General features: G+C 74.0%; 18 protein-coding genes. 11 read left to right on the top strand and 7 right to left on the bottom strand.

The window, feature by feature from the left end; genetic code table 11:
* Nucleotides 1–7: 7 nt before the first annotated feature.
* The 4 genes from HPC71_RS13025 to HPC71_RS20915 all read left to right on the top strand — a co-directional run bounded on the left by HPC71_RS13025 (nucleotide 8) and on the right by HPC71_RS20915 (nucleotide 2603).
* Nucleotides 8–664 carry a GyrI-like domain-containing protein gene (locus tag HPC71_RS13025; protein ID WP_171896777.1) on the top strand — a complete coding sequence of 219 codons (657 nt, stop codon included), beginning with the start codon at nucleotides 8–10 and terminating at the stop codon, nucleotides 662–664.
* A 19-nt stretch (nucleotides 665–683) separates the two neighbouring features.
* Nucleotides 684–1118, top strand: a complete 435-nt coding sequence (locus tag HPC71_RS13020) for a VOC family protein (RefSeq protein ID WP_154616452.1) — start codon at nucleotides 684–686, stop codon at nucleotides 1116–1118.
* A gap of 99 nt (nucleotides 1119–1217) precedes the next feature.
* On the top strand, nucleotides 1218–1805 hold the full coding sequence (locus tag HPC71_RS20920; RefSeq protein WP_216656412.1) for a hypothetical protein: 588 nt from the start codon (nucleotides 1218–1220) through the stop codon (nucleotides 1803–1805).
* A gap of 45 nt (nucleotides 1806–1850) precedes the next feature.
* A complete protein-coding gene (locus HPC71_RS20915; protein WP_216656411.1) occupies nucleotides 1851–2603 on the top strand; it encodes an HNH endonuclease in 753 nt (250 codons plus the stop codon).
* An 89-nt stretch (nucleotides 2604–2692) separates the two neighbouring features.
* Here HPC71_RS20915 and HPC71_RS13010 read toward each other — a convergent pair whose 3' ends face one another.
* The 4 genes from HPC71_RS13010 to HPC71_RS12995 are packed head-to-tail and all read right to left on the bottom strand — an operon-like array spanning nucleotide 2693 to nucleotide 6630.
* Nucleotides 2693–3505, bottom strand: a complete 813-nt coding sequence (locus HPC71_RS13010; RefSeq protein ID WP_171896776.1) for an ABC transporter ATP-binding protein — start codon at nucleotides 3503–3505, stop codon at nucleotides 2693–2695.
* Nucleotides 3502–4545 (bottom strand): FecCD family ABC transporter permease, encoded by a 1044-nt coding sequence (locus HPC71_RS13005; protein WP_171896775.1) that lies wholly within the window; start codon nucleotides 4543–4545, stop codon nucleotides 3502–3504. Before HPC71_RS13005 ends, HPC71_RS13010 begins: the two co-directional genes overlap by 4 nt.
* Nucleotides 4542–5585 (bottom strand): FecCD family ABC transporter permease, encoded by a 1044-nt coding sequence (locus HPC71_RS13000; RefSeq protein ID WP_154616453.1) that lies wholly within the window; start codon nucleotides 5583–5585, stop codon nucleotides 4542–4544. Before HPC71_RS13000 ends, HPC71_RS13005 begins: the two co-directional genes overlap by 4 nt.
* A 13-nt stretch (nucleotides 5586–5598) precedes the next feature.
* On the bottom strand, nucleotides 5599–6630 hold the full coding sequence (locus HPC71_RS12995) for an iron-siderophore ABC transporter substrate-binding protein (protein WP_171896774.1): 1032 nt from the start codon (nucleotides 6628–6630) through the stop codon (nucleotides 5599–5601).
* A gap of 131 nt (nucleotides 6631–6761) precedes the next feature.
* Between HPC71_RS12995 and HPC71_RS12990 the strand changes: the two genes are divergently transcribed.
* A complete protein-coding gene (locus HPC71_RS12990; protein ID WP_171896773.1) occupies nucleotides 6762–7553 on the top strand; it encodes a siderophore-interacting protein in 792 nt (263 codons plus the stop codon).
* 186 nt (nucleotides 7554–7739) lie between these two features.
* Here HPC71_RS12990 and HPC71_RS12985 read toward each other — a convergent pair whose 3' ends face one another.
* The 3 genes from HPC71_RS12985 to HPC71_RS12975 all read right to left on the bottom strand — a co-directional run bounded on the left by HPC71_RS12985 (nucleotide 7740) and on the right by HPC71_RS12975 (nucleotide 11690).
* Nucleotides 7740–9230 carry a sensor histidine kinase gene (locus HPC71_RS12985; protein WP_154616454.1) on the bottom strand — a complete coding sequence of 497 codons (1491 nt, stop codon included), beginning with the start codon at nucleotides 9228–9230 and terminating at the stop codon, nucleotides 7740–7742.
* Nucleotides 9231–9340: 110 nt separating this feature from the next.
* Nucleotides 9341–10024 carry a response regulator gene (locus HPC71_RS12980; protein ID WP_171896772.1) on the bottom strand — a complete coding sequence of 228 codons (684 nt, stop codon included), beginning with the start codon at nucleotides 10022–10024 and terminating at the stop codon, nucleotides 9341–9343.
* Nucleotides 10017–11690 carry a sensor histidine kinase gene (locus HPC71_RS12975; protein ID WP_154616455.1) on the bottom strand — a complete coding sequence of 558 codons (1674 nt, stop codon included), beginning with the start codon at nucleotides 11688–11690 and terminating at the stop codon, nucleotides 10017–10019. The genes HPC71_RS12980 and HPC71_RS12975 overlap by 8 nt, the downstream gene beginning before the upstream one ends.
* Before the next feature lie 101 nt (nucleotides 11691–11791).
* Between HPC71_RS12975 and HPC71_RS12970 the strand changes: the two genes are divergently transcribed.
* From HPC71_RS12970 to HPC71_RS12945, 6 genes are all read left to right on the top strand, one after another.
* Nucleotides 11792–12790, top strand: coding sequence for a Bug family tripartite tricarboxylate transporter substrate binding protein (locus tag HPC71_RS12970; RefSeq protein WP_253943709.1), 999 nt, complete (start codon nucleotides 11792–11794; stop codon nucleotides 12788–12790).
* A complete protein-coding gene (locus HPC71_RS12965) occupies nucleotides 12787–12978 on the top strand; it encodes a hypothetical protein (protein WP_154616456.1) in 192 nt (63 codons plus the stop codon). The genes HPC71_RS12970 and HPC71_RS12965 overlap by 4 nt, the downstream gene beginning before the upstream one ends.
* Nucleotides 12975–13445, top strand: a complete 471-nt coding sequence (locus tag HPC71_RS12960; RefSeq protein WP_154616457.1) for a universal stress protein — start codon at nucleotides 12975–12977, stop codon at nucleotides 13443–13445. The genes HPC71_RS12965 and HPC71_RS12960 overlap by 4 nt, the downstream gene beginning before the upstream one ends.
* Before the next feature lie 85 nt (nucleotides 13446–13530).
* Nucleotides 13531–15033, top strand: a complete 1503-nt coding sequence (gene rimO / locus HPC71_RS12955) for a 30S ribosomal protein S12 methylthiotransferase RimO (protein WP_154616458.1) — start codon at nucleotides 13531–13533, stop codon at nucleotides 15031–15033.
* Nucleotides 15030–15659 carry a CDP-diacylglycerol--glycerol-3-phosphate 3-phosphatidyltransferase gene (pgsA, locus tag HPC71_RS12950; RefSeq protein ID WP_154616459.1) on the top strand — a complete coding sequence of 210 codons (630 nt, stop codon included), beginning with the start codon at nucleotides 15030–15032 and terminating at the stop codon, nucleotides 15657–15659. The genes rimO and pgsA overlap by 4 nt, the downstream gene beginning before the upstream one ends.
* Nucleotides 15660–15885: 226 nt before the next feature.
* Complete coding sequence (locus HPC71_RS12945) at nucleotides 15886–18099, top strand: bifunctional metallophosphatase/5'-nucleotidase (RefSeq protein WP_154616460.1); 2214 nt, start codon at nucleotides 15886–15888, stop codon at nucleotides 18097–18099.
* The last annotated feature ends 65 nt before the right edge of the window (nucleotides 18100–18164 follow it).

Raw genomic sequence — 18164 nt, 5'->3', positions numbered from 1 at the left:
GCGTGCGGTGAAGGTCGACCTGAAGAAGGAGCTCGACGACTACCGCGCGCGCCCGGGTGAGTTCCGCTTCCTGGACCTGCCCCCGCGGCGCTACCTCGCCGTCGACGGGCACGGCGACCCCAACACCGCGCCGGAGTACGCCGCCGCGCTGGGGGCGCTCTACCCGGCGGCGTACGCGGTCAAGGCGCTGGCGCGCGCCGAGCTCGACCGCGACCACGTCGTGCCGCCGCTGGAGGCGCTGTGGTGGGCCGACGACATGGAGCGCTTCACGACCGCCCGGGACAAGTCGCAGTGGAGCTGGACGGTGCTGCTCCTGGTGCCGGACTGGGTCCCCGACGAGCTGGTGTCCCGCGCCCTCGAGCGGGTCGGGCGGAAGCGGCCGCGTCCCGCCGCGCTCGACGCGGTCCGGCTGCTGGGGCTGGCGGAGGGGCGGTGCGTGCAGACCCTGCACGTGGGTCCCTACGACGACGAGGGGCCCGTGCTCGCCCGGCTGCACGACGAGGTCGTGCCGGAGGCCGGCATGCGCCCGACGGGCAAGCACCACGAGATCTACCTCAGCGACCCGCGTCGGGTGGACTCCGCCCGGCTGCGCACGATCCTGCGCCAGCCGGTGGAGCCGGTGGAGCCGGTCGCGCCGGTCGCGCCGGTCGCGGTCGCGACGTGAGCGGGGTTACCGTCGGGGGATGACGGCCGTGCGGGAAGTCCAGGTCACGTTCGACTGCGCCGAGCCCGAGCGGGTCGCCCGCTTCTGGTGCGAGGTGCTGGGGTACGTCGTCCCGCCGCCGCCTCCGGGGTTCGCCTCGTGGGCGGCCTTCGACGCGGCGCTGCCGCCCGAGCGGCAGGGGTCCGCGTTCGCCTGCGTCGACCCGACCGGCGCCGGCCCGCGGTTGTTCTTCCAGCGCGTCCCGGAGAACAAGAGCGTCAAGAACCGGGTCCACCTCGACGTGCGCGTGGGCACCGGCCTCATCGGCGCCGAGCGGCTCGCCGCCCTCGAGGCCGAGCGCGACCGGCTCGTCGGCCTCGGCGCGACGCACGTGCGGACGATGCCCGCCGACGACGTCGATGAGTCCTGCATCGTGATGCAGGACGTCGAGGGCAACGAGTTCTGCCTGGACTGAGCGCCCCTCGCTCCAGCCTCCCGGGCTGCCTGGGCTGTCCCGCGAGGGCCTGTGGATCGTCGCTGCGCACTGTCCCCGGTCCGACGTAGCGTCCCAGCCATGTCCGAGACCACCCCGCCCCCGCCGAGCAGCCCGCCGGGCGCGACGCTGCGCGCCGCGGTCATCGAGGGGTTCCGGGCAGGGCTCACCGCCGCGCTGAACGCGCCCTCGGGCCTCGACGACGCCGGCCGGGTCGAGGCGATCACGGCGCTCGAAGATCTCGTCCGCGTCGCGACCGCGGCGCAGGCCGCCCTTGCGCGGGAGCTGGACGCCTCTCAGCGCGCCGCGCAGGCCGGGGCAGGGGTTCCGGCGGCGCGCCGGGGGCTCGGCATCGGCGCACAGGTCGCTCTGGCGCGCAAGGAGTCCCACCACCGTGGCCAGCGCCACCTGGGCCTGGCGAAGGTCGTAGCGGCGGAGATGCCGGCGCTGTGGGCCGCCTGGCGGCAGGGGAAGGTCACCGAGTACGCCGCCACGCTGGCCGCGCGGGAGACCGCCTGCCTCGAGGTCGAGGACCGGCACGAGGTCGACCGCCTCCTGGCCGCCGACCCCGACGCCCTGGACCGGATGAGCGACCGGGAGGTCGCCGCGTTCTGCCGGCGTCACGCCGCCCGGCTGGACGCCGCGTCGGTGGTGCGGAGGCAGCGGTAGGCCAAGGCGGACCGCCGCGTCACGATCCGGCCCGCGCCGGACGCCATGGTCTACCTGACCGCGCTGCTACCGGTCGCCGAGGGCGTCGCGGCGTACGCCGCGCTGGTGGGCGCCGCCGACCGCGTCCGGGCCGACGGTTCGGACGAGCGGGGCAAGGGCCAGGTCATGGCCGACACCCTGGTCAGCAACGTCCTGGGCGGCCACGAGGCGACCGGGGGACCGCGGATCGAGCTGGGGCTGGTGATGTCCGACCAGACGGTCTTCGGGTCCGCCGACGAGCCGGCGCACGTGGACGGGTTCGGATGGGTCCCCGCCGAGCTGGGCCTCGAGGTCCTCGCCGGTGCGCTGGCCCCGGGGGAGGAGGTCTGGCTGCGCCGGCTCTACGCCAGTCCTCGCACCGGTGAGCTGGTCGCGATGGACTCCCGCGCCCGCGCGTTCCCCCGCGGTCTGCGCCGGTTCATCCGGCTCCGGGACCAGGTCTGCCGCACCCCGTGGTGCGGGGCGCCGATCCGGCACCACGACCACGCGGTCCCGGTCGCCGAGGGCGGGCCGACCACCGCCGGCAACGCCCAGGGTCTGTGCGAGGCGTGCAACCACGCCAAGCAGGCGCCCGGCTGGCAGGCACGGACCTCACCCGACGCTGACGCCGAGACGGGTGATCTCCAGACAGACGATCTCGGGACGGGGGACATCGAGACCACCACTCCCACCGGTCATCGACATCGCCGCCGACCGCCCGCCCTGGTCAGCATCCGCCAGGGAGCGCCGATCCGGCTGGAGTACGTCCTCGCCACCTGAGCCGACGTTCCGGCTCGGGTGCGTCGCGGCCCGCCCGCGAGGGGCCGCCGGACCCCCGCGCCCGCGCCCGGGGCCGGGGCCGGGGCCCCTCAGACGACCGGCGCGACGACGTGGTGGCGGCCGATCGGCAGCATCAACGGGCGCCCGGAGACGGGGTCGGTGATCACCGAGCACTCCAGGCCGAAGACGGCGCGGACGGTCTCCTCGGTGAGCACCTCGTGCGGCGTCCCCGCCGCGTGCAGCCTGCCGCCGGCGAGAGCGACGAGGTGGTCGGCGTACCGGGCGGCGAGGTTCAGGTCGTGGAGCACCATCACGATCGTCGTGCCGCGGCTGCGGTTGAGGTCGGTGAGCAGGTCGAGGACCTCCACCTGGTGGCTGACGTCGAGGTACGTCGTCGGCTCGTCGAGCAGCAGGACGTCGGTCTGCTGGGCGAGGGCCATCGCGATCCACACCCGCTGGCGCTGGCCGCCCGACAGCTCGTCGACGGGCCGGTCGGCGAGCTCGACGGTGTCGGTGGCCTCGAGCGCCGCCGCGACCGCGGCGTCGTCCTCGCTGCTCCAGCGCGACAGCAGGCCCTGGTGGGGGTTGCGGCCACGGCCGACGAGGTCGCTGACGGTGATCCCCTCGGGGGCGGTGGGCGCCTGGGGGAGCAGCCCGAGCGTGCGGGCGAGCTCCTTGGCCGGCAGCTTGTGCACCTGCTTGCCGTCGAGCAGGACCTGGCCGGTGCGCGGGCGCAGCAGCCGCGACATCGAGCGCAGCAGGGTCGACTTCCCGCAGGCGTTGGCGCCGACGATGGCCGTGACCCGGCCCGGTGGCAGCTCGAGGTCCAGCGCGTGGATGACGGTGCGCTCGCCGTACCCCAGCTCGAGGTCGTGGACGGTGAGCGTGTGGTCGGCGGTCACAGCGAGCCTCCGGCGCGGTTGGTGCGGACGATGAGGTAGACGAGGTACGGCGCGCCGAGCACGCCGGTGACGACGCCGACGGGGTAGCGGTGGTCGAAGGCGAACTGCCCGCACAGGTCGGCCACGAGCACCAGCAGCGCGCCGACGAGCGCGGACGGCACGAGCAGCGAGGCGCCGGGGCCGACGACCCGGGCCGCGATCGGCCCGGCGAGGAAGGCGACGAAGGCGATCGGGCCGGTGGCCGCGGTCGCGAAGGCGACCAGCCCGACGGCGGCGACGATGACGAGGATGCGGGTCCGTTCGACGCGGACGCCGAGCGCGGAGGCGGCGTCGTCGCCGAGCTGGAGCATGTCGAGGTCGCCGGACTTCACCACGAGCAGCGGGCCGAGCACGAGGAGAGCCACCAGGACGGGCAGCACGTCGTCCCAGCTGGCGCTGTTGAGGCTGCCGGTCAGCCACCGGACGGCCTCCTGGAAGTCCCAGGCGGCGGCCCGGCTGAGCACGTAGGCGATGACGCTCTCCAGCATCGCCGCGATCCCGATGCCGATGAGGATGAGCCGGGTCCCGGCCACGCCGTCGCGGAAGGAGAGCACGTAGATGAGCACCGCGACGCCGAGCCCGACCATGATCGCCAGGAGCGACACCGCGGCGCCGGACAGCCCGAAGGTCACGATGCCGACGGCCGCGGCGGCGCTCGCGCCGGTGCTGATGCCGATGATGTCGGGGCTCGCGAGCGGGTTGCGCAGCATCGTCTGGAACGCCACGCCGGCCATGCCGAAGCAGAGCCCGACCACGAGAGCGAGGACCGCCCGGGGCAGCCGGAGGCGACCGACGGTGAAGGACGCGCCGGGCACGTCCTGGCCGGAGAGGACCGCCAGGACGTCGCTCGGCGGGTAGAACGTGCGGCCCACCATCAGGCTGGCGGCGAAGACGCCGGCGAGGAGCAGCAGCAGGACGACGACGACACCGCGCCGGCGCGCGGCGCGGCGCGTCCGGCCGTGCGCGACCCGCTCGACGGTCAGGGTGCTCGGCGCGCTCACAGCTCGCGCACCTTGTGGCGGCGGACGACGTGGATGAAGAACGGGGCGCCGACGAGGGCGGTGATGATGCCGACGTCGATCTCGCTCGGCCGGGCGACGATCCGCCCGACGACGTCCGCGGCGGTGAGCAGCGCGGCCCCGCCGACGGCGGCGAAGGGCAGCAGCCAGCGGTGGTCCACGCCCACGAGCGTGCGGCACAGGTGGGGTACGACGAGGCCGACGAACCCGATCGGGCCGGCCACCGCCGTGGCGGCGCCGCACAGCAGCACGGCCCCGATCGCGGCGGCTCCGCGGGTCAGCGCGACCCGCTCGCCGAGGCCGGACGCCACGTCGTCGCCGAGCGCGAGGGAGTTCAGCCCGCGGGCCGTGGCCAGGCAGACGAGCAGCCCGACGGCGAGGAACGGCACCACCAGCGTGATGGTGTCGGAGGACGCGCCGCCGACCCCGCCGATCTGCCAGGACAGCGCACCCGCGGAGATGTCGTTGCGGGGCAGCACCACCGCGGTGATGAACGAGACCAGCGCCGCGGAGGTGGCGGTGCCGGCGAGGGCGAGCTTCAACGGCGTCGCCCCGCCCCGGCCGAGCGACCCGACGGCGTACACGAAGGCGGCGGCGACGGCAGCGCCGAGGATCGCGACCCACACGAACGACGAAGCCGTGGTGAGGCCGAACCAGGCGATGCCGACGACGACCGCCAGCGAAGCGCCCATGTTGACGCCGAGGATGCCGGGGTCGGCCAGGGGGTTGCGGGTGACCCCCTGCATGACCGCCCCCGCGACGCCGAGCGCGGCGCCGACGAGCACGGCGAGGAAGGTCCGCGGGATCCGCTTGGTGACCGCCGCCTCGTCGAGGGTCTCGCTCGACCCGCCCAGCGCCGCGACGATGTCGTCGAGCCCGACGTCGCGCGACCCGACCGCGACGGAGAGCGCCATGAGCGCGAGCAGGACGACCCCGGCGAGGAGCAGCCAGACGGCGCGGAGCCGCCTCGGGCGCCGCGCGGCGGCGGCGCCCGAGGCGGGGACCGGAGGTGCGAGGGTCATGCGGGGGTCTGGGTCACTCGACGCCGGCGGCCGCGGCGAGCATGTCGACGTAGTCCTCGAGGACGTAGGAGATCGACAGCGGCGTCGGGTTGGCGGCGGTGCCGAGCGGGGTGTTCGGCAGGAGCACGATCGCGTCGTTCTCGACCGCGGGCATCTTGGAAAGCAGCGGGTCGGCCTTGAGGGCCTTGACCAGCTCCTCGTCGCCGTAGGTCACGATGACCTCGACGTCGTCGAGCTTGTCGACCTGCTCGGCGCTGAGGGTTCCGGAGAACTGCCCGGACTCCTGCGAGGCCTCCTCGATCATGGCGGGGCTGGCCAGGCCGAGGTCGGCGAAGAACTTCGCGCGGGTGTCCAGCGTCGTGTAGTAGCTGACCTCGCTGAGGTCGGTGGTGTCGACGTGGGTGAGGAACATCGTCTTCTTGCCCTCGAGCCCGGGGTGCGCGGCGACGGCCTCGGAGATCTCGGTCTCGAGGTCGGCGACCAGCGCCTCGCCCTCCTCGGCCATGCCCATGGCCTCGCTGCTCTGCAGGATCATGTCGCGCCACTCGGTCGACCAGGGCGCCTCGGGGTAGGCCACGACCGGCGCGATCTCGCTGAGCGTGTCGTAGTCCTCCTGGGTCAGCCCGGAGTACGACGCCAGGATCAGGTCCGGCTCGGTGTCGGCGACCGCCTCGAAGTCGATGCCGTCGGTCTCGTCGAAGAGCACCGGCGTCTCGGCGTCGAGCTCCTCGAGCTCGTCGCTCACCCAGGGGAGCAGGCCGTCGCCGTCGTCGTCGCCGAAGTTGGCGGCCGCCATCCCCACCGGCACCACGCCGAGCGCCAGCGGCACCTCGTGGTTGGCCCAGGCGACGGTGGCGACGCGCTCGGGCGCCTCCTCGATCGTCGTGGTGCCGAGCGCGTGCTCGATCGTGATGGGGAACTCCGCCGCCGACGAGCCGCTCGACGACTCGGTGGCGGAGGGGGAGTCCTCCTCGGTCGAGCCGCACGCGCTCAGGACGAGGGCGGCCGCTCCGAGGGAGACGGTGAGAAGGCGCAGGGAACGCACGGGTGGTCCTTTCGGCACGGGGGCGCCGGCGGCGCCCGCGGACGTCCGCAGCCACGGCGCGGGAGGCGCCGACCGACTCGGACGACAGGTGAGGCTAACCTAAGTACGACGTTTCGGTCGGAGGAGGGTTCGTGCACGGACAGGTCGAGTCGGTGACGTGGGTGACACCCGCGATGGTCCGTGTGGTCCTCGGGGGTGACGGGCTGGCGGGATTCGCCATGCCTGACAGCACCGACGCCTACGTCAACATCGCCATCCCGCCCGACGACGCGCCGTACGGCCCGGTCTTCGAGCCGGCCGAGGTGCGCGCCTCCTACGACGCACAGTGGTGGCCGGCGCGTCGGCGCTACACCGTGCGGGCCTGGGACGGCGCCCGGCTGACCCTCGATTTCGTGGTGCACGGCGACACCGGCGCCGCGGGCCGGTGGGCCTCGCGCGCGGCGGTGGGCGACGTGCTGGTCCTCGAGGGCCCGGGCGCGGGCTACCGGCCCGACCCGGCCGCCGACTGGCACCTGATGGTCGGCGACGAGTCCGCGCTCCCGGCGATCGCCGCCTCGCTGGAGGCCGTGCCCGTGGGGCGGCCGGTCGTGGTGCGCCTGGTCTGTGACGACGCCGCCCACGAGGTCCCGCTCGCGACCCCCGGCGACCTCGACCTGCGCTGGCTGCACCGCGCCGGGGCCGACGACCCGGCCACGCTGCTGCTCCGCTCGTTGGAGGAGCTCGACGCCCCGGTCGGCCGCGTCCACGCCTTCGTCCACGGCGAGGCCGAGGAGATCCGCGGGATCCGCCGCCACCTCCTCGCCGAGCGCGGGCTGGCCCGCGCCGACATGTCCTGCTCGCCCTACTGGCGCCGGACGATGACCGACGAGGCGTGGCGCTCGGTCAAGGCCGACTTCGTCGCCGCCATGGAGGCCGACGTCTAGGCGGTGCCGGCGCCGCGCCGGTCGAGCAGCGCCCACACCCGCAGCAGCACGGCCAGGACGGCGGGCAGCGGGGTCCGGGCCGGCGACCGTCGTCACGATCGGTCCCGTGCTGGTGGATGGGTTCCGCCGACACCTGTCGCGAGACCGTGGTGGTATTGCCCGGCGCCGGGCGCCGGGCGCCGACGCTCAGGCGGGGAGGGTGACGGTGAACACGCTGCCCCCGCCGGGCTCGCTGCTGACCGCGACGGAGCCGCCGTGCGCGCCCACGATCGAGCTGGTGATCTCCAAGCCGAGGCCGGTGCCGGGGATGTGCCGCGCGGTCGCCGCGGCCCCGCGGAAGAACCGGGTGAACACCGCGCCGAGCTCGTCGGCGGCGATGCCGATGCCGGTGTCGGCCACCTCGAGCTCGACGGCGCCGGCGGCCAGGCGCAGCGTCACCCGCACCGACCCGCCGGCCTCGGTGTACTTCACGGCGTTGGAGAGCAGGTTGTCGACGACCTGTCGCACCCGCCGCTCGTCAACGCGGACGACGAGGCGCCCGGGGGTGCGCGCGGTGAGGTCGAGGCCCGTGCGCTCGGCGCCGGGTCGGGCCGCCTCGACGGCCTCCCGCACGAGCCGGACCAGGTCGACGTCGGAGCGCTCCATCTCCAGGCCCACCTCGCCGGCACGGGCGACGAGCAGGACGTCGGAGACCAGCGAGCGCAGCCGGTCGGCGTTGCGGCGCACCACCTGCAGGCGTTGCCGGACGTCGCCGGGGAGCTCCTCGTCCTCGCAGAGCATCTCCAGGTGCCCGAGGACGGCGGTCAGCGGCGTGCGCAGCTCGTGGGAGACCGAGGAGACGAACTGGTCCTTGACCCGCAGCGCGCGCAGCAGGTCGGTGATCTCCTGGTAGGCCAGCGCGGCGCCGAGCCGTTCCCCCGAGGGGCTCCGCACCTGGCGGGCGGAGGTGGTGAAGGCCGCGCGGGTCAGCGGGTCGTCGCCCACCCAGTACCGGTAGTCGGTGAACTCCTCGCCCTGCGCCGCGCGGTACGACGGCATCTCCTCGCGGCTGAGCGGGGTGTGGCCGTCGAGGTGGTAGACGTGGCCGAGCTGGCCCGCTGCGCCGGCGTGGCCTTCGGGGAAGGGCAGGCTCATGGTCTCGCGGTGCCGGCGGTTCATCCGCTGGTAGCGGCCCTCGGCGTCGATGAGCAGCAGCCCGACGCCGACGGTCTCGAAGACGGCCGCGAGGGTCTGCCGCTCGCGCTCGGTCTCGGCGACCGCGGCCGCGAGCCGCTGCTCGGCCTCGTGCTGCTCGGTGATGTCGAGGACCTGGGCGATGAGGTGCTGCGGCTGCCCGGACCCGTCCCGCACCACGCCCACCGACAGGTCGGCCCAGACCACGGCCCCGTCGGAGCGCAGGTAGCGCTTGCGCACCCGGTAGGAGCCGGTCTCGCCGCTGACCGCCCGGGTGAACTGGTCGACGTCGTCGGCGACGTCGTCGGAGTAGGTGATCTCGGAGAAGTGCAGCCCGCGCATCGCCTGCGGGTCGCGGCCGAGCATCTCCGCGAAGGCCGGGTTGACCAGCATCACCCGGCCCTCGAGGTCCACGAGGGCCATGCCGATGGGGGAGTGCTCCAGGGTGAGCCGCCACAGCGCCGCGGCATCGGTCGCCGGCCCGTCGTCGCTCCTGACGTCCATCGCTCCACCTCCCGTTGCCCCTCCGGGTGTGCGGGCCACGGTAGGGGAACGACGGGCCGGGCGGGCCGATTCGACGCGGGAGGTCGACCCGGGAGGTCTACGCCGTCGGTCTACGCGGTCCGGTAGCGGCGCTCGGGGCGGCCGGAGCCGCCGTACCGGAGCCGGACCGCGGCCGTGCCCTGCTCGACGAAGTGCTCGAGGTAGCGCCGGCAGCTCACCCGGGAGATCCCGACCGCCTCGGCGGCCTCGGTCGCCGAGAGCTCGCCGGCCGCGTCGAGCGCGGCGAGCACGGCCGCGGCCGTCTCGACGCTCAGCCCCTTGGGCAGCACCGTGCGGGCCCGCCCGAGGGGTGCGAAGACCGCGTCGATGTGCTGCTGGTCGGGCGCCACGACGCCCTGCAGCGCCGCCCGCGCGGCGCGGAACGCCTCGAGCCGGGCCAGCAGGTCCTCGTGCTCGAAGGGCTTGACCAGGTAGTGCGCCGCTCCGGCCGCCGCGGCCGCCCGGACGGTGTCGACCTCCCGCGCCGCGGTGACCACGATGACGCCCAGGTCGTCGCCGCGTCCGCGCAGCCGGCGCAGCACCTCGATGCCGCTGAGGTCGGGCAGGTGGACGTCGAGCAGCACGAGGTCGGGCTCGAGCCGCTCGACCGCGTCCAGCGCCTCGGCGCCGCTCGCAGCTCTGCCGGCCACGACGAACCCCGGCGCACGCTCGACGAAGCGGGCGTGGATCGAGGCGACCATGAAGTCGTCGTCGACGACGAGCACCCGCAGCTCGTCCTCGCCCTGCTCAGGCATGCTCGCTCCTCCCTGCCGGCAGCCGGGCCGTGAAGACCGCGCCCGACCCGTCCTCGCGTCCGTGCACCGACACCGACCCGCCGCGGCGCTCGCAGACCACCTGCACCAGCGCCAGGCCGATGCCCCGTCCGCCGGCGTCGCTCGGCTTGGTGGTGAAGCCGCGCCGGAAGACCGCGTCGACCTGGTCGGGAGGTACCCCCGGTCCGGTGTCGGAGACCTGCACGACGGCCGTGCCGTCCGCCTCGACCACCAGGCGTACGTCGACACAGGCGGGCCGGCCCTCGCGGCTGGTGCCGGCGACCGCCTCGACGGCGTTGTCGACCAGGTTGCCCAGCACCGTGCCGAGGTCGGCCGACAGCTCGTGGTCCAGCCGCGGCAGGCGGGTGTCGTCGGTGAGGTCGAGCCTGGTCCGGCGCTCCGCCGCCGAGCTGGTCTTGGCGATCAGCAGTGCGGCGACGGCCGGGTCCTCCACGCGCGAGGTGACCGCGTCGCTGATCGCCGCGCGGCGCCGGGAGAGCGTGCTGATGAGGCGGGCGGCCTCGTCGTGCTCGCCGAGCTGGAGGAGCCCGGAGATCGTGTGCAGCTGGTTGCTGAACTCGTGGGTCTGGGCGCGCAGGGTCTCGGTGACGCTCTGCCGGGCGCTGAGCTCGCTCTGCAGGGCCAGCAGCTCGGTGCGGTCGCGGACGGTCGTGACGGTGCCGGTCGCGCGGCCGCCGTGCCGGACCCGGCTGCGGTTGGTGACGAGCACGCGGCCGGCCATGACCAGCACCTGGTCGTGGACCTCGCCGGTGCCGGTCAGCAGGTCGCGCACGGCGGGCTCGAGGTCCAGGTCCGCGACCCGCCGTCCGCCGGCGTCGGTCGGCAGGCCGAGCAGCTCGCGGGCGCTGTCGCTGACGAGGGTCAGCACGCCGGACTCGCCGACCGCGACCACGCCCTCCCGCAGCGAGGTCAGCAGCGCCTCGCGCTGGTCGGCCAGCGCCGCGATCTCGCTCGGCTCCAGGCCGCGCGTGCGGCGCTTGATGAGCCGGGAGAGCAGGAAGGAGCCCGCGACGCCGAGGGTGAGGCCGAGGGCCAGGTAGGTGACCAGGTCGCCGAGGGTGCCGCGCAGGCGCTCGGGCCAGGGCGGGTAGTCCTCGGCGACCACGACGATGCCGACCAGGTCCCCGACCGGCGGGTCGGTCTCGCTCCCGATGCTGAGCACCGGCACCTGCGCGGCGATCGCGCGCTCCCCGGCCTCGTCGACGTCGCCGGTCCACGAGCGCCGTTCGAGCACGTCTCCCGGGCCCAGGTCGAGCCGCTGACCCTCACGCGTCGGGTCGGTGCTCACCAGCACCCGGCCCGATGGGTCGGCCAGGTGCACCGCGGAGGCGCCGACGTCCCCGGCCCGCTGCTGGGCGTAGAACTCCAGCGTGTCGCGTTTCGCGCTGCCGGCGAGGCCCGCCTGGACCGCGTCGGTGCCCGCCAGGCCCTCGGCGGCCGAGCGGAGCCGGGCCCCGCGGTCGTCGCGGAAGGTCGCCTCGGCCTGGCGGACCGAGACCACGCCGCTGACCAGGACCACCACGAGCAGGACGAGCAGCTGGAGCGCGAGGAACTGGCCCGCGAGGCTGAGGTGCCACCGCCGGCCACCGGGGCCGCTGGACCCGCGCGGCCGGGCTGGAGACCACAAGTTCCACAACCTCCGTTGCTTTCCCAACAGTGACCGCAGCCACGGGTAACCGTGATGCTCGTCGAGAGAGGAGCCTCGCAGACCGGGACAGGAGAGACACGGTGACCAGGGCACGAACCCTCGCGGCGGTGGCCGCCGCGCTGGCCGTCACGTTGGCCGTCACGCTGGCCGCGGCCGGCCGCGGGGTCATCCGCGGCGACGACGACCAGGACCTGGCGATGTGGATCCCGAACAGCCCCGGCGGCGGCTATGACCAGACCGGACGGGCCGCGGTCGGCGTCCTGGAGTCCGAGGACATCATCAGCGGGTCCTTCGAGGTCACCAACATTCGCGGCGCCAGCGGGTCGGTGGCGCTGACCCGGCTGATGGGGGAGGAGGGCAACGAGCACCTCCTGATGACCGCCGGGCTGGGCGTGGTGGGGTCGGCGTACTCCTCCGGGCTCGAGCACGGGCTCGGCGACGCGACCCCGGTCGCCCAGCTGATCGAGGACCACGAGGGCGTGCTGGTCCCGGCCGACTCGCCGTTCGAGACGATCGGGGACCTGGTGGAGGCCTGGAAGGCCGACCCCGCCTCGCTCGTCGTCGGCGGCGGGTCGAGCCCCGGCGGCCCCGACCACCTCTTCCCCATGCAGCTCGCCGAGACGGTCGGCATCGACCCGCGCGAGGTCACCTATGAGCGGTACGACGGCGGCGGGCCGCTGACCAGCGCCCTCCTCGGTGACAAGATCCGGGTCGGCTTCTCCGGGCTCGGCGAGTTCACGGGCCAGATCGCCAGCGGCGCCCTGCGCGTGCTCGCCGTGTCCGGGGCCGAGCGGCTCCGCGGCGCGACCGTCTCCGACGTCCCGACGCTGCAGGAGTCCGGCATCGACCTGGTCTTCACGAACTGGCGCGGCGTCCTCGCCCCGCCCGGGGTCTCCGACGAGCGCCGCGACGAGCTGGTCGCCATGCTCGAGCAGATGCGCGCCACCCCGGCGTGGGAGGAGCAGCTGGAGAAGAACGGCTGGGTCGACCGCTTCGTCGCCGGCGACGACTTCGGCGACTTCATCGCCGAGCAGGACGCGCGCGTCGCCTCGATCCTGGAGGGGGCGGGTCTGCTGTGAGCACCCTGCTCCCGGACACCTCCGAGGCGGCCCGGGAGGCGACCCTGCGGGCGACCCCGCCCCGCCGCGGCCTCGCCCAGCTCGACCTCGCCCTGGCCGCCCGGCTGCTCAGCCACCGACCGGCCGCACCGACCCACCCCGGGCCTGAGAGGTCCGACCGCCGCACCGAGGAGCTGGCCGACCGATGAGTGCAGGACCGATCGTGGTGGGCTGGACGCCCGACGAGTTCGGAGCGACCGCCCTGGAGCGCGCCCTCGCCGAGGCGCGGCGGCGCGGCCTGGGCGTGGTCACGGTCAACGTCGGCCGCGGCGACGCGCTGGTCGACGAGCGGTTCGCCCACCTCGAGGCCCTCGACGCCCTCGAGGCCGAGCTCGCGGACTCCGGCGTGGAGCACGAGGTGCGCCAGGCCGTCGTCCCCGACGTCCCCGACGTCGCCGCGGAGATCCTGCACGTCGCGAACGAGGTCGACGCGGCGCTCGTCGTGCTCGGCCTGCGGCGCCGCTCCCCGGTGGGGAAGCTGCTGGTGGGCAGCGTGGCGCAGCGGGTGATCCGCGATGCCCGCTGCCCCGTGATCGCGGTCAAGCCGGCCGAGGGGCCAGGCGACCGAGCGGGCGACGGAGCGGGCGACGGAACCGGCGACGGAGTGGGCGGCTGAACCGGCGACGGAGCGGGCGGCGCGGCGCGGGCACCTGTCGCGGGTTCGCGGTCGGGGCCGGTCGACGGCCATACTCGATCCGATCATGACTGCAGCCGACACCCGCCCCGGACCGACGACCGGATCGACCGGATCCACGCCCCCGCTCTCCGTCGCCCTGCTGACCCTCGGGTGCGCACGCAACGACGTCGACTCCGAGGAGCTGGCCGGGCGCCTGGAGGCCGACGGCTTCCGCCTGGTCGAGGACCCCGCCGACGCCGACACCGTCGTCGTCAACACCTGCGGCTTCGTGGAGAGCGCGAAGAAGGACTCCGTCGACACCCTCCTCGAGGCGGCCGACCTCAAGGCGGGCGGCGGCCGGACCCAGGCGGTCGTGGCCGTGGGCTGCATGGCCGAGCGGTACGGCAAGGAGCTGGCCGACTCCCTGCCTGAGGCCGACGCGGTGCTCGGCTTCGACGACTACCCCGACATCGCCGCGCGGCTGCGCTCGATCGTGGCGGGGGAGACCCATCACCCGCACACCCCGCAGGACCGCCGGCGGCTGCTCCCGATCTCCCCGGCCGAGCGCTCGGCCTCGACCCTCGCGGTCCCCGGGCACGCCTCGACGGCCGAGATCGGCCTCGGCGCGCCCGCCACCGGCCCCCGCGCCGTGCGCCGCCGCCTGGACGGCGGGCCGACCGCCCCGCTGAAGCTCGCCTCCGGCTGCGACCGGCGCTGCTCGTTCTGCGCGATCCCCGCCTTCCGCGGCTCCTTCGTCAGCCGCCGCCCCAGCGACGTGCTCCAGGAGGCGCAGTGGCTGGCCACCCAGGGGGTGCGCGAGCTGTTCCTGGTCAGCGAGAACTCCACGTCCTACGGCAAGGACCTCGGCGACCTGCGCCTGCTGGAGACGATGCTGCCCGAGCTGGCCGCCATCGACGGCGTCGACCGCGTCCGCGTCTCCTACCTCCAGCCGGCCGAGACCCGCCCGGGGCTGGTCGAGGCGATCGCCACCACCCCCGGCGTCGTGCCCTACTTCGACCTCAGCTTCCAGCACGCCAGCGCCACGGTGCTGCGGCGGATGCGCCGGTTCGGCGACCCCGAGAGCTTCCTCGGCCTGCTCGAGCAGGTCCGCGGCCACGCCCCGCAGGCAGGCGTGCGCTGCAACGTGATCGTCGGCTTCCCCGGCGAGACCGAGGAGGACGTCCAGGTCCTGTGCGACTTCCTCGTCGCGGCCCGGCTCGACGTCACCGGCGTGTTCGGCTACTCCGACGAGGACGGCACCGAGGCGGCGACGTACGACGGCAAGCTGGACGAGGACGAGGTCCGCGCCCGCGCCGAGCACGTCACCGGCCTGGTCGAGGAGCTGACCGCTCAGCGCGCGCTGGAGCGGCTCGGCGAGACCGTCGAGGTGCTGGTGGAGTCGGTGACCGACGAGGACGGCGAGGTCGCGGTCGAGGGACGCGCCGCCCACCAGGGCCCCGAGGTCGACGGGTCGACGTACCTGCTCGGCTGCCGGGCCGAGGTCGGCGACCTGGTGACCGCGGTCGTCGTCGACGCCGAGGGTGCGGATCTCTACGCCGAGCCGATCGTGCAGGAGGCGCACGCATGAGCGAGACCCAGCCGCAGGTGTCGAACCTGAACCTGCCGAACGTGCTCACCACCCTGCGCATCGCGATGGTGCCGTTCTTCGGGTGGGCGCTGCTCATCGACGGCGGCGACTCCATCCTGTGGCGCTGCGTCGCCTACACCCTCTTCGTCGTCGCGATGATCACCGACAAGATCGACGGCGACATCGCGCGCTCGCGCAACCTGATCACCGACTTCGGCAAGATCGCCGACCCCATCGCCGACAAGGCGATCACCGGCATGGCCTTCGTCGGGCTCTCGATCACCGGCGACATCTGGTGGTGGGTCACCATCGTCGTGCTCGCCCGGGAGTGGAGCGTGACGCTGCTGCGGCTCTCGGTCGCCAAGCGGGTGGTCATCGCCGCGGCGGACCTCGGCAAGCTCAAGACCACCGTGCAGGCGATCGCGCTCGGTGCGCTCGTCCTGCCGCTGCGCGACCCCGACCTGCCTGGCGCCCTGGAGATGCCCGGCGAGGTGCTGTTCTACGTCGCCCAGGCCTGCCTCGTCGTCGCGGTGGCTCTGACCCTCTGGTCGGGCTGGGAGTTCTACCGCGACCTGTGGCGGCAGCGCGCCACCCTCCGCGGGGACTCCGGCGCCGTGTCGCGCTGACGCGCATTCGTCACCGATTCGTCACCTGAGCAACACCCTGCGAGGCCGTCCGGCCGTACTAGGGTGACGGCGGCCGCCTCGGCCGCCGCCCCTCGTGCCGGAAGGTTTCCGCTTGCGCGCGTTCATCTCGGGACACCGTCCGTCGACGGTGCGGACGCGCGTTGCTGCCTGCATCCGGGGCCGTCATCGGGTCACCACCCGTCATCCCCACCTGGAGATCGCCTACATGCCTGCTATCCCTACGCGGTTCGCCGCGCCTCTCGGGCTCGCCGTCGCCGCCACGACGCTGGTCCTCGTCCCGGCGCCCGCGCACGCGGCCACGGTCGACATCACGCTGCTCAACATCAACGACTTCCACGGCCGCATCGACGAGAACACCACCAAGTTCGCGACGACGATCGAGGAGATCCGGGCCGAGGCGGGGGACAGCAACACCCTGCTCCTCTCCGCCGGTGACAACATCGGCGCCTCGCTGTTCGCCTCCTCCAACCAGCAGGACCTCCCGACGATCGAGGTGCTCAACGCCCTCGACCTCGCCGGCTCGGCGGTGGGCAACCACGAGTTCGACCGCGGCTTCGCCGACCTCGAGGGCCGGGTGCAGGACGCCGCGGACTTCGACTACCTCGGTGCGAACGTCTACGCGAAGGGCACGACGACGCCCGCCCTCGACGAGTACGCCACCTACGAGGTCGGCGGCGTCACCATCGGCGTCATCGGCGTCGTCACCGAGGAGACCTCCTCGCTGGTGAGCCCCGCCGGGATCACCTCGCTGACCTTCGGCGACCCCGTCGTGGCGGTCAACCGGGTCGCGGCGCAGCTCTCCGACGGCGACGCCGAGAACGGCGAGGCCGACGTGCTGGTCGCGGAGTACCACGAGGGCGCCGGCGCCGGCACCCCCGACGGCTCGACCCTGGAGGAGGAGGTCATCGCCGGCGGCACGTTCGCCGACATCGTCAAGAACACCTCCACCTCCGTCGACGTGATCTTCACCGGTCACACCCACAAGCAGTACGCCTGGACCGCCGACGGCCGTCCGGTCGTGCAGACCGGCTCCTACGGCGAGAACATCGGCCGCGTGGACCTGGCCGTCGACGACGCCACCGGCGAGGTCACTGCGACCGCGGTGGAGAACGTCGCCCGCGCGGCCGAGGCCGACCTGACCCTGCCGCGCGTGGCCGAGGTCGAGGCGATCACCGCCGAGGCGCTCGCCGACGCCGCCGAGGTCGGCAACCGTCCGGTCGCCAAGATCACCGCCGACATCACCACCGCGTACGCCGACGGCAAGCGCGACGACCGCGCCTCGGAGTCCGCCCTCGGCGGCCTGGTCGCCAACGCGCTGCGCGACGGCCTCGCCGACATCGGCCAGCCGGACCTCGGCCTCACCAACCCCGGTGGCCTGCGCGCCGAGCTGCTCTTCGACGGCGACACCACCGCGAACCCGGCCAACACCGACGGCGTGGTCACCTTCGCCGAGGCCAACGCGGTGCTCCCGTTCAACAACACCGTCGCGCTGGTCAAGCTGACCGGCGCCGCGCTGAAGAAGGTCCTCGAGCAGCAGTGGCAGACCAACCCCGACGGCTCCGTGCCGTCGCGGCCCTACCTCCAGCTCGGCATGTCCGACAACGTCCGGGTGACCGCCGACCCGACCAAGGACGCCGGTGAGCGGATCACCGCGGTGCACATCGACGGGGTCCCGCTGGAGGAGGAGAAGACCTACACGGTCTCGACGCTGTCGTTCCTCGCCACCGGTGGTGACAACTTCCGTGCCTTCACCGAGGGCACCTACACCGACACCGGCCTGCTCGACGCCGAGCTGTGGCGCGACTACCTGGCCGGCAACGCGCCGCTGTCCCCGGACTTCGCGCGCCAGCAGGTCGAGGAGTCCGGCCTGCCCACGTCGGTCTCCGCCGGCGACGAGGTCTCCTTCTCCCTCGGCAAGCTCGACCTGACCTCGCTCGGCAGCCCGGTCAACACCACGGTCGCGGTCTCGCTGGTCCAGGGCAAGAAGTCGGTCCGCGTCGGTTCCTTCCCGGTCGCCGAGGGCGCCGCGGAGGTCTCGTTCACCGTCCCCGCCGACCTCGCCGGCACCTGGGGTGTCTCGGTCCTCGCGCAGCCCTCGGGCACCCTCGTCGGTGCCGAGCCGACCCCGGCGAAGGCGGACGCGACGATCACGGCCAGCAAGAAGGGCAAGGCCAAGGTCGGCCAGAAGGTCACCCTCAAGGTCTCCGTCGCCGCCGGCAAGGCCTCGGCCGCCGGCAAGGTGAAGGTCTTCCGCTTCGGCAAGGCCACCACCGTCAAGCTCAACGCGAAGGGCAAGGCCACGGTCAAGCTCGCCGCCTACGGCAAGCCGGGCCAGAAGAAGGTCCGCGTGAAGTACCTCGGGAACGCCGACACCGCGTCGGCCACCCGGATCGTGAAGTTCTGGGTCACGAAGAAGTGATCCACCCGCGGGGCCTGCCGATCCGGCAGGCCCCGCGGCGCTCCTCCTCCCCCCACCACCCCCTC

Source organism: Nocardioides marmotae (assembly GCF_013177455.1).
GTDB lineage: Bacteria > Actinomycetota > Actinomycetes > Propionibacteriales > Nocardioidaceae > Nocardioides > Nocardioides marmotae.
The sequence above is the reverse complement of the archived record's forward strand: the minus strand, read 5'-3'. Positions and strand labels throughout refer to the sequence as shown.

Bases quoted from the DNA above. Each gene is read 5' to 3' on its own strand.
- rimO (WP_154616458.1), top strand. From the start codon at position 13,531: ATGACTGCAGCCGACACCCGCCCCGGACCGACGACCGGATCGACCGGA.
- HPC71_RS13000 (WP_154616453.1), bottom strand. From the start codon at position 5,585: ATGACCCTCGCACCTCCGGTCCCCGCCTCGGGCGCCGCCGCCGCGCGG.
- HPC71_RS12985 (WP_154616454.1), bottom strand. From the start codon at position 9,230: ATGGACGTCAGGAGCGACGACGGGCCGGCGACCGATGCCGCGGCGCTG.
- HPC71_RS13020 (WP_154616452.1), top strand. From the start codon at position 684: ATGACGGCCGTGCGGGAAGTCCAGGTCACGTTCGACTGCGCCGAGCCC.
- HPC71_RS12960 (WP_154616457.1), top strand. From the start codon at position 12,975: ATGAGTGCAGGACCGATCGTGGTGGGCTGGACGCCCGACGAGTTCGGA.
- HPC71_RS20915 (WP_216656411.1), top strand. From the start codon at position 1,851: ATGGTCTACCTGACCGCGCTGCTACCGGTCGCCGAGGGCGTCGCGGCG.
- pgsA (WP_154616459.1), top strand. From the start codon at position 15,030: ATGAGCGAGACCCAGCCGCAGGTGTCGAACCTGAACCTGCCGAACGTG.
- HPC71_RS12980 (WP_171896772.1), bottom strand. From the start codon at position 10,024: ATGCCTGAGCAGGGCGAGGACGAGCTGCGGGTGCTCGTCGTCGACGAC.
- HPC71_RS12945 (WP_154616460.1), top strand. From the start codon at position 15,886: ATGCCTGCTATCCCTACGCGGTTCGCCGCGCCTCTCGGGCTCGCCGTC.
- HPC71_RS20920 (WP_216656412.1), top strand. From the start codon at position 1,218: ATGTCCGAGACCACCCCGCCCCCGCCGAGCAGCCCGCCGGGCGCGACG.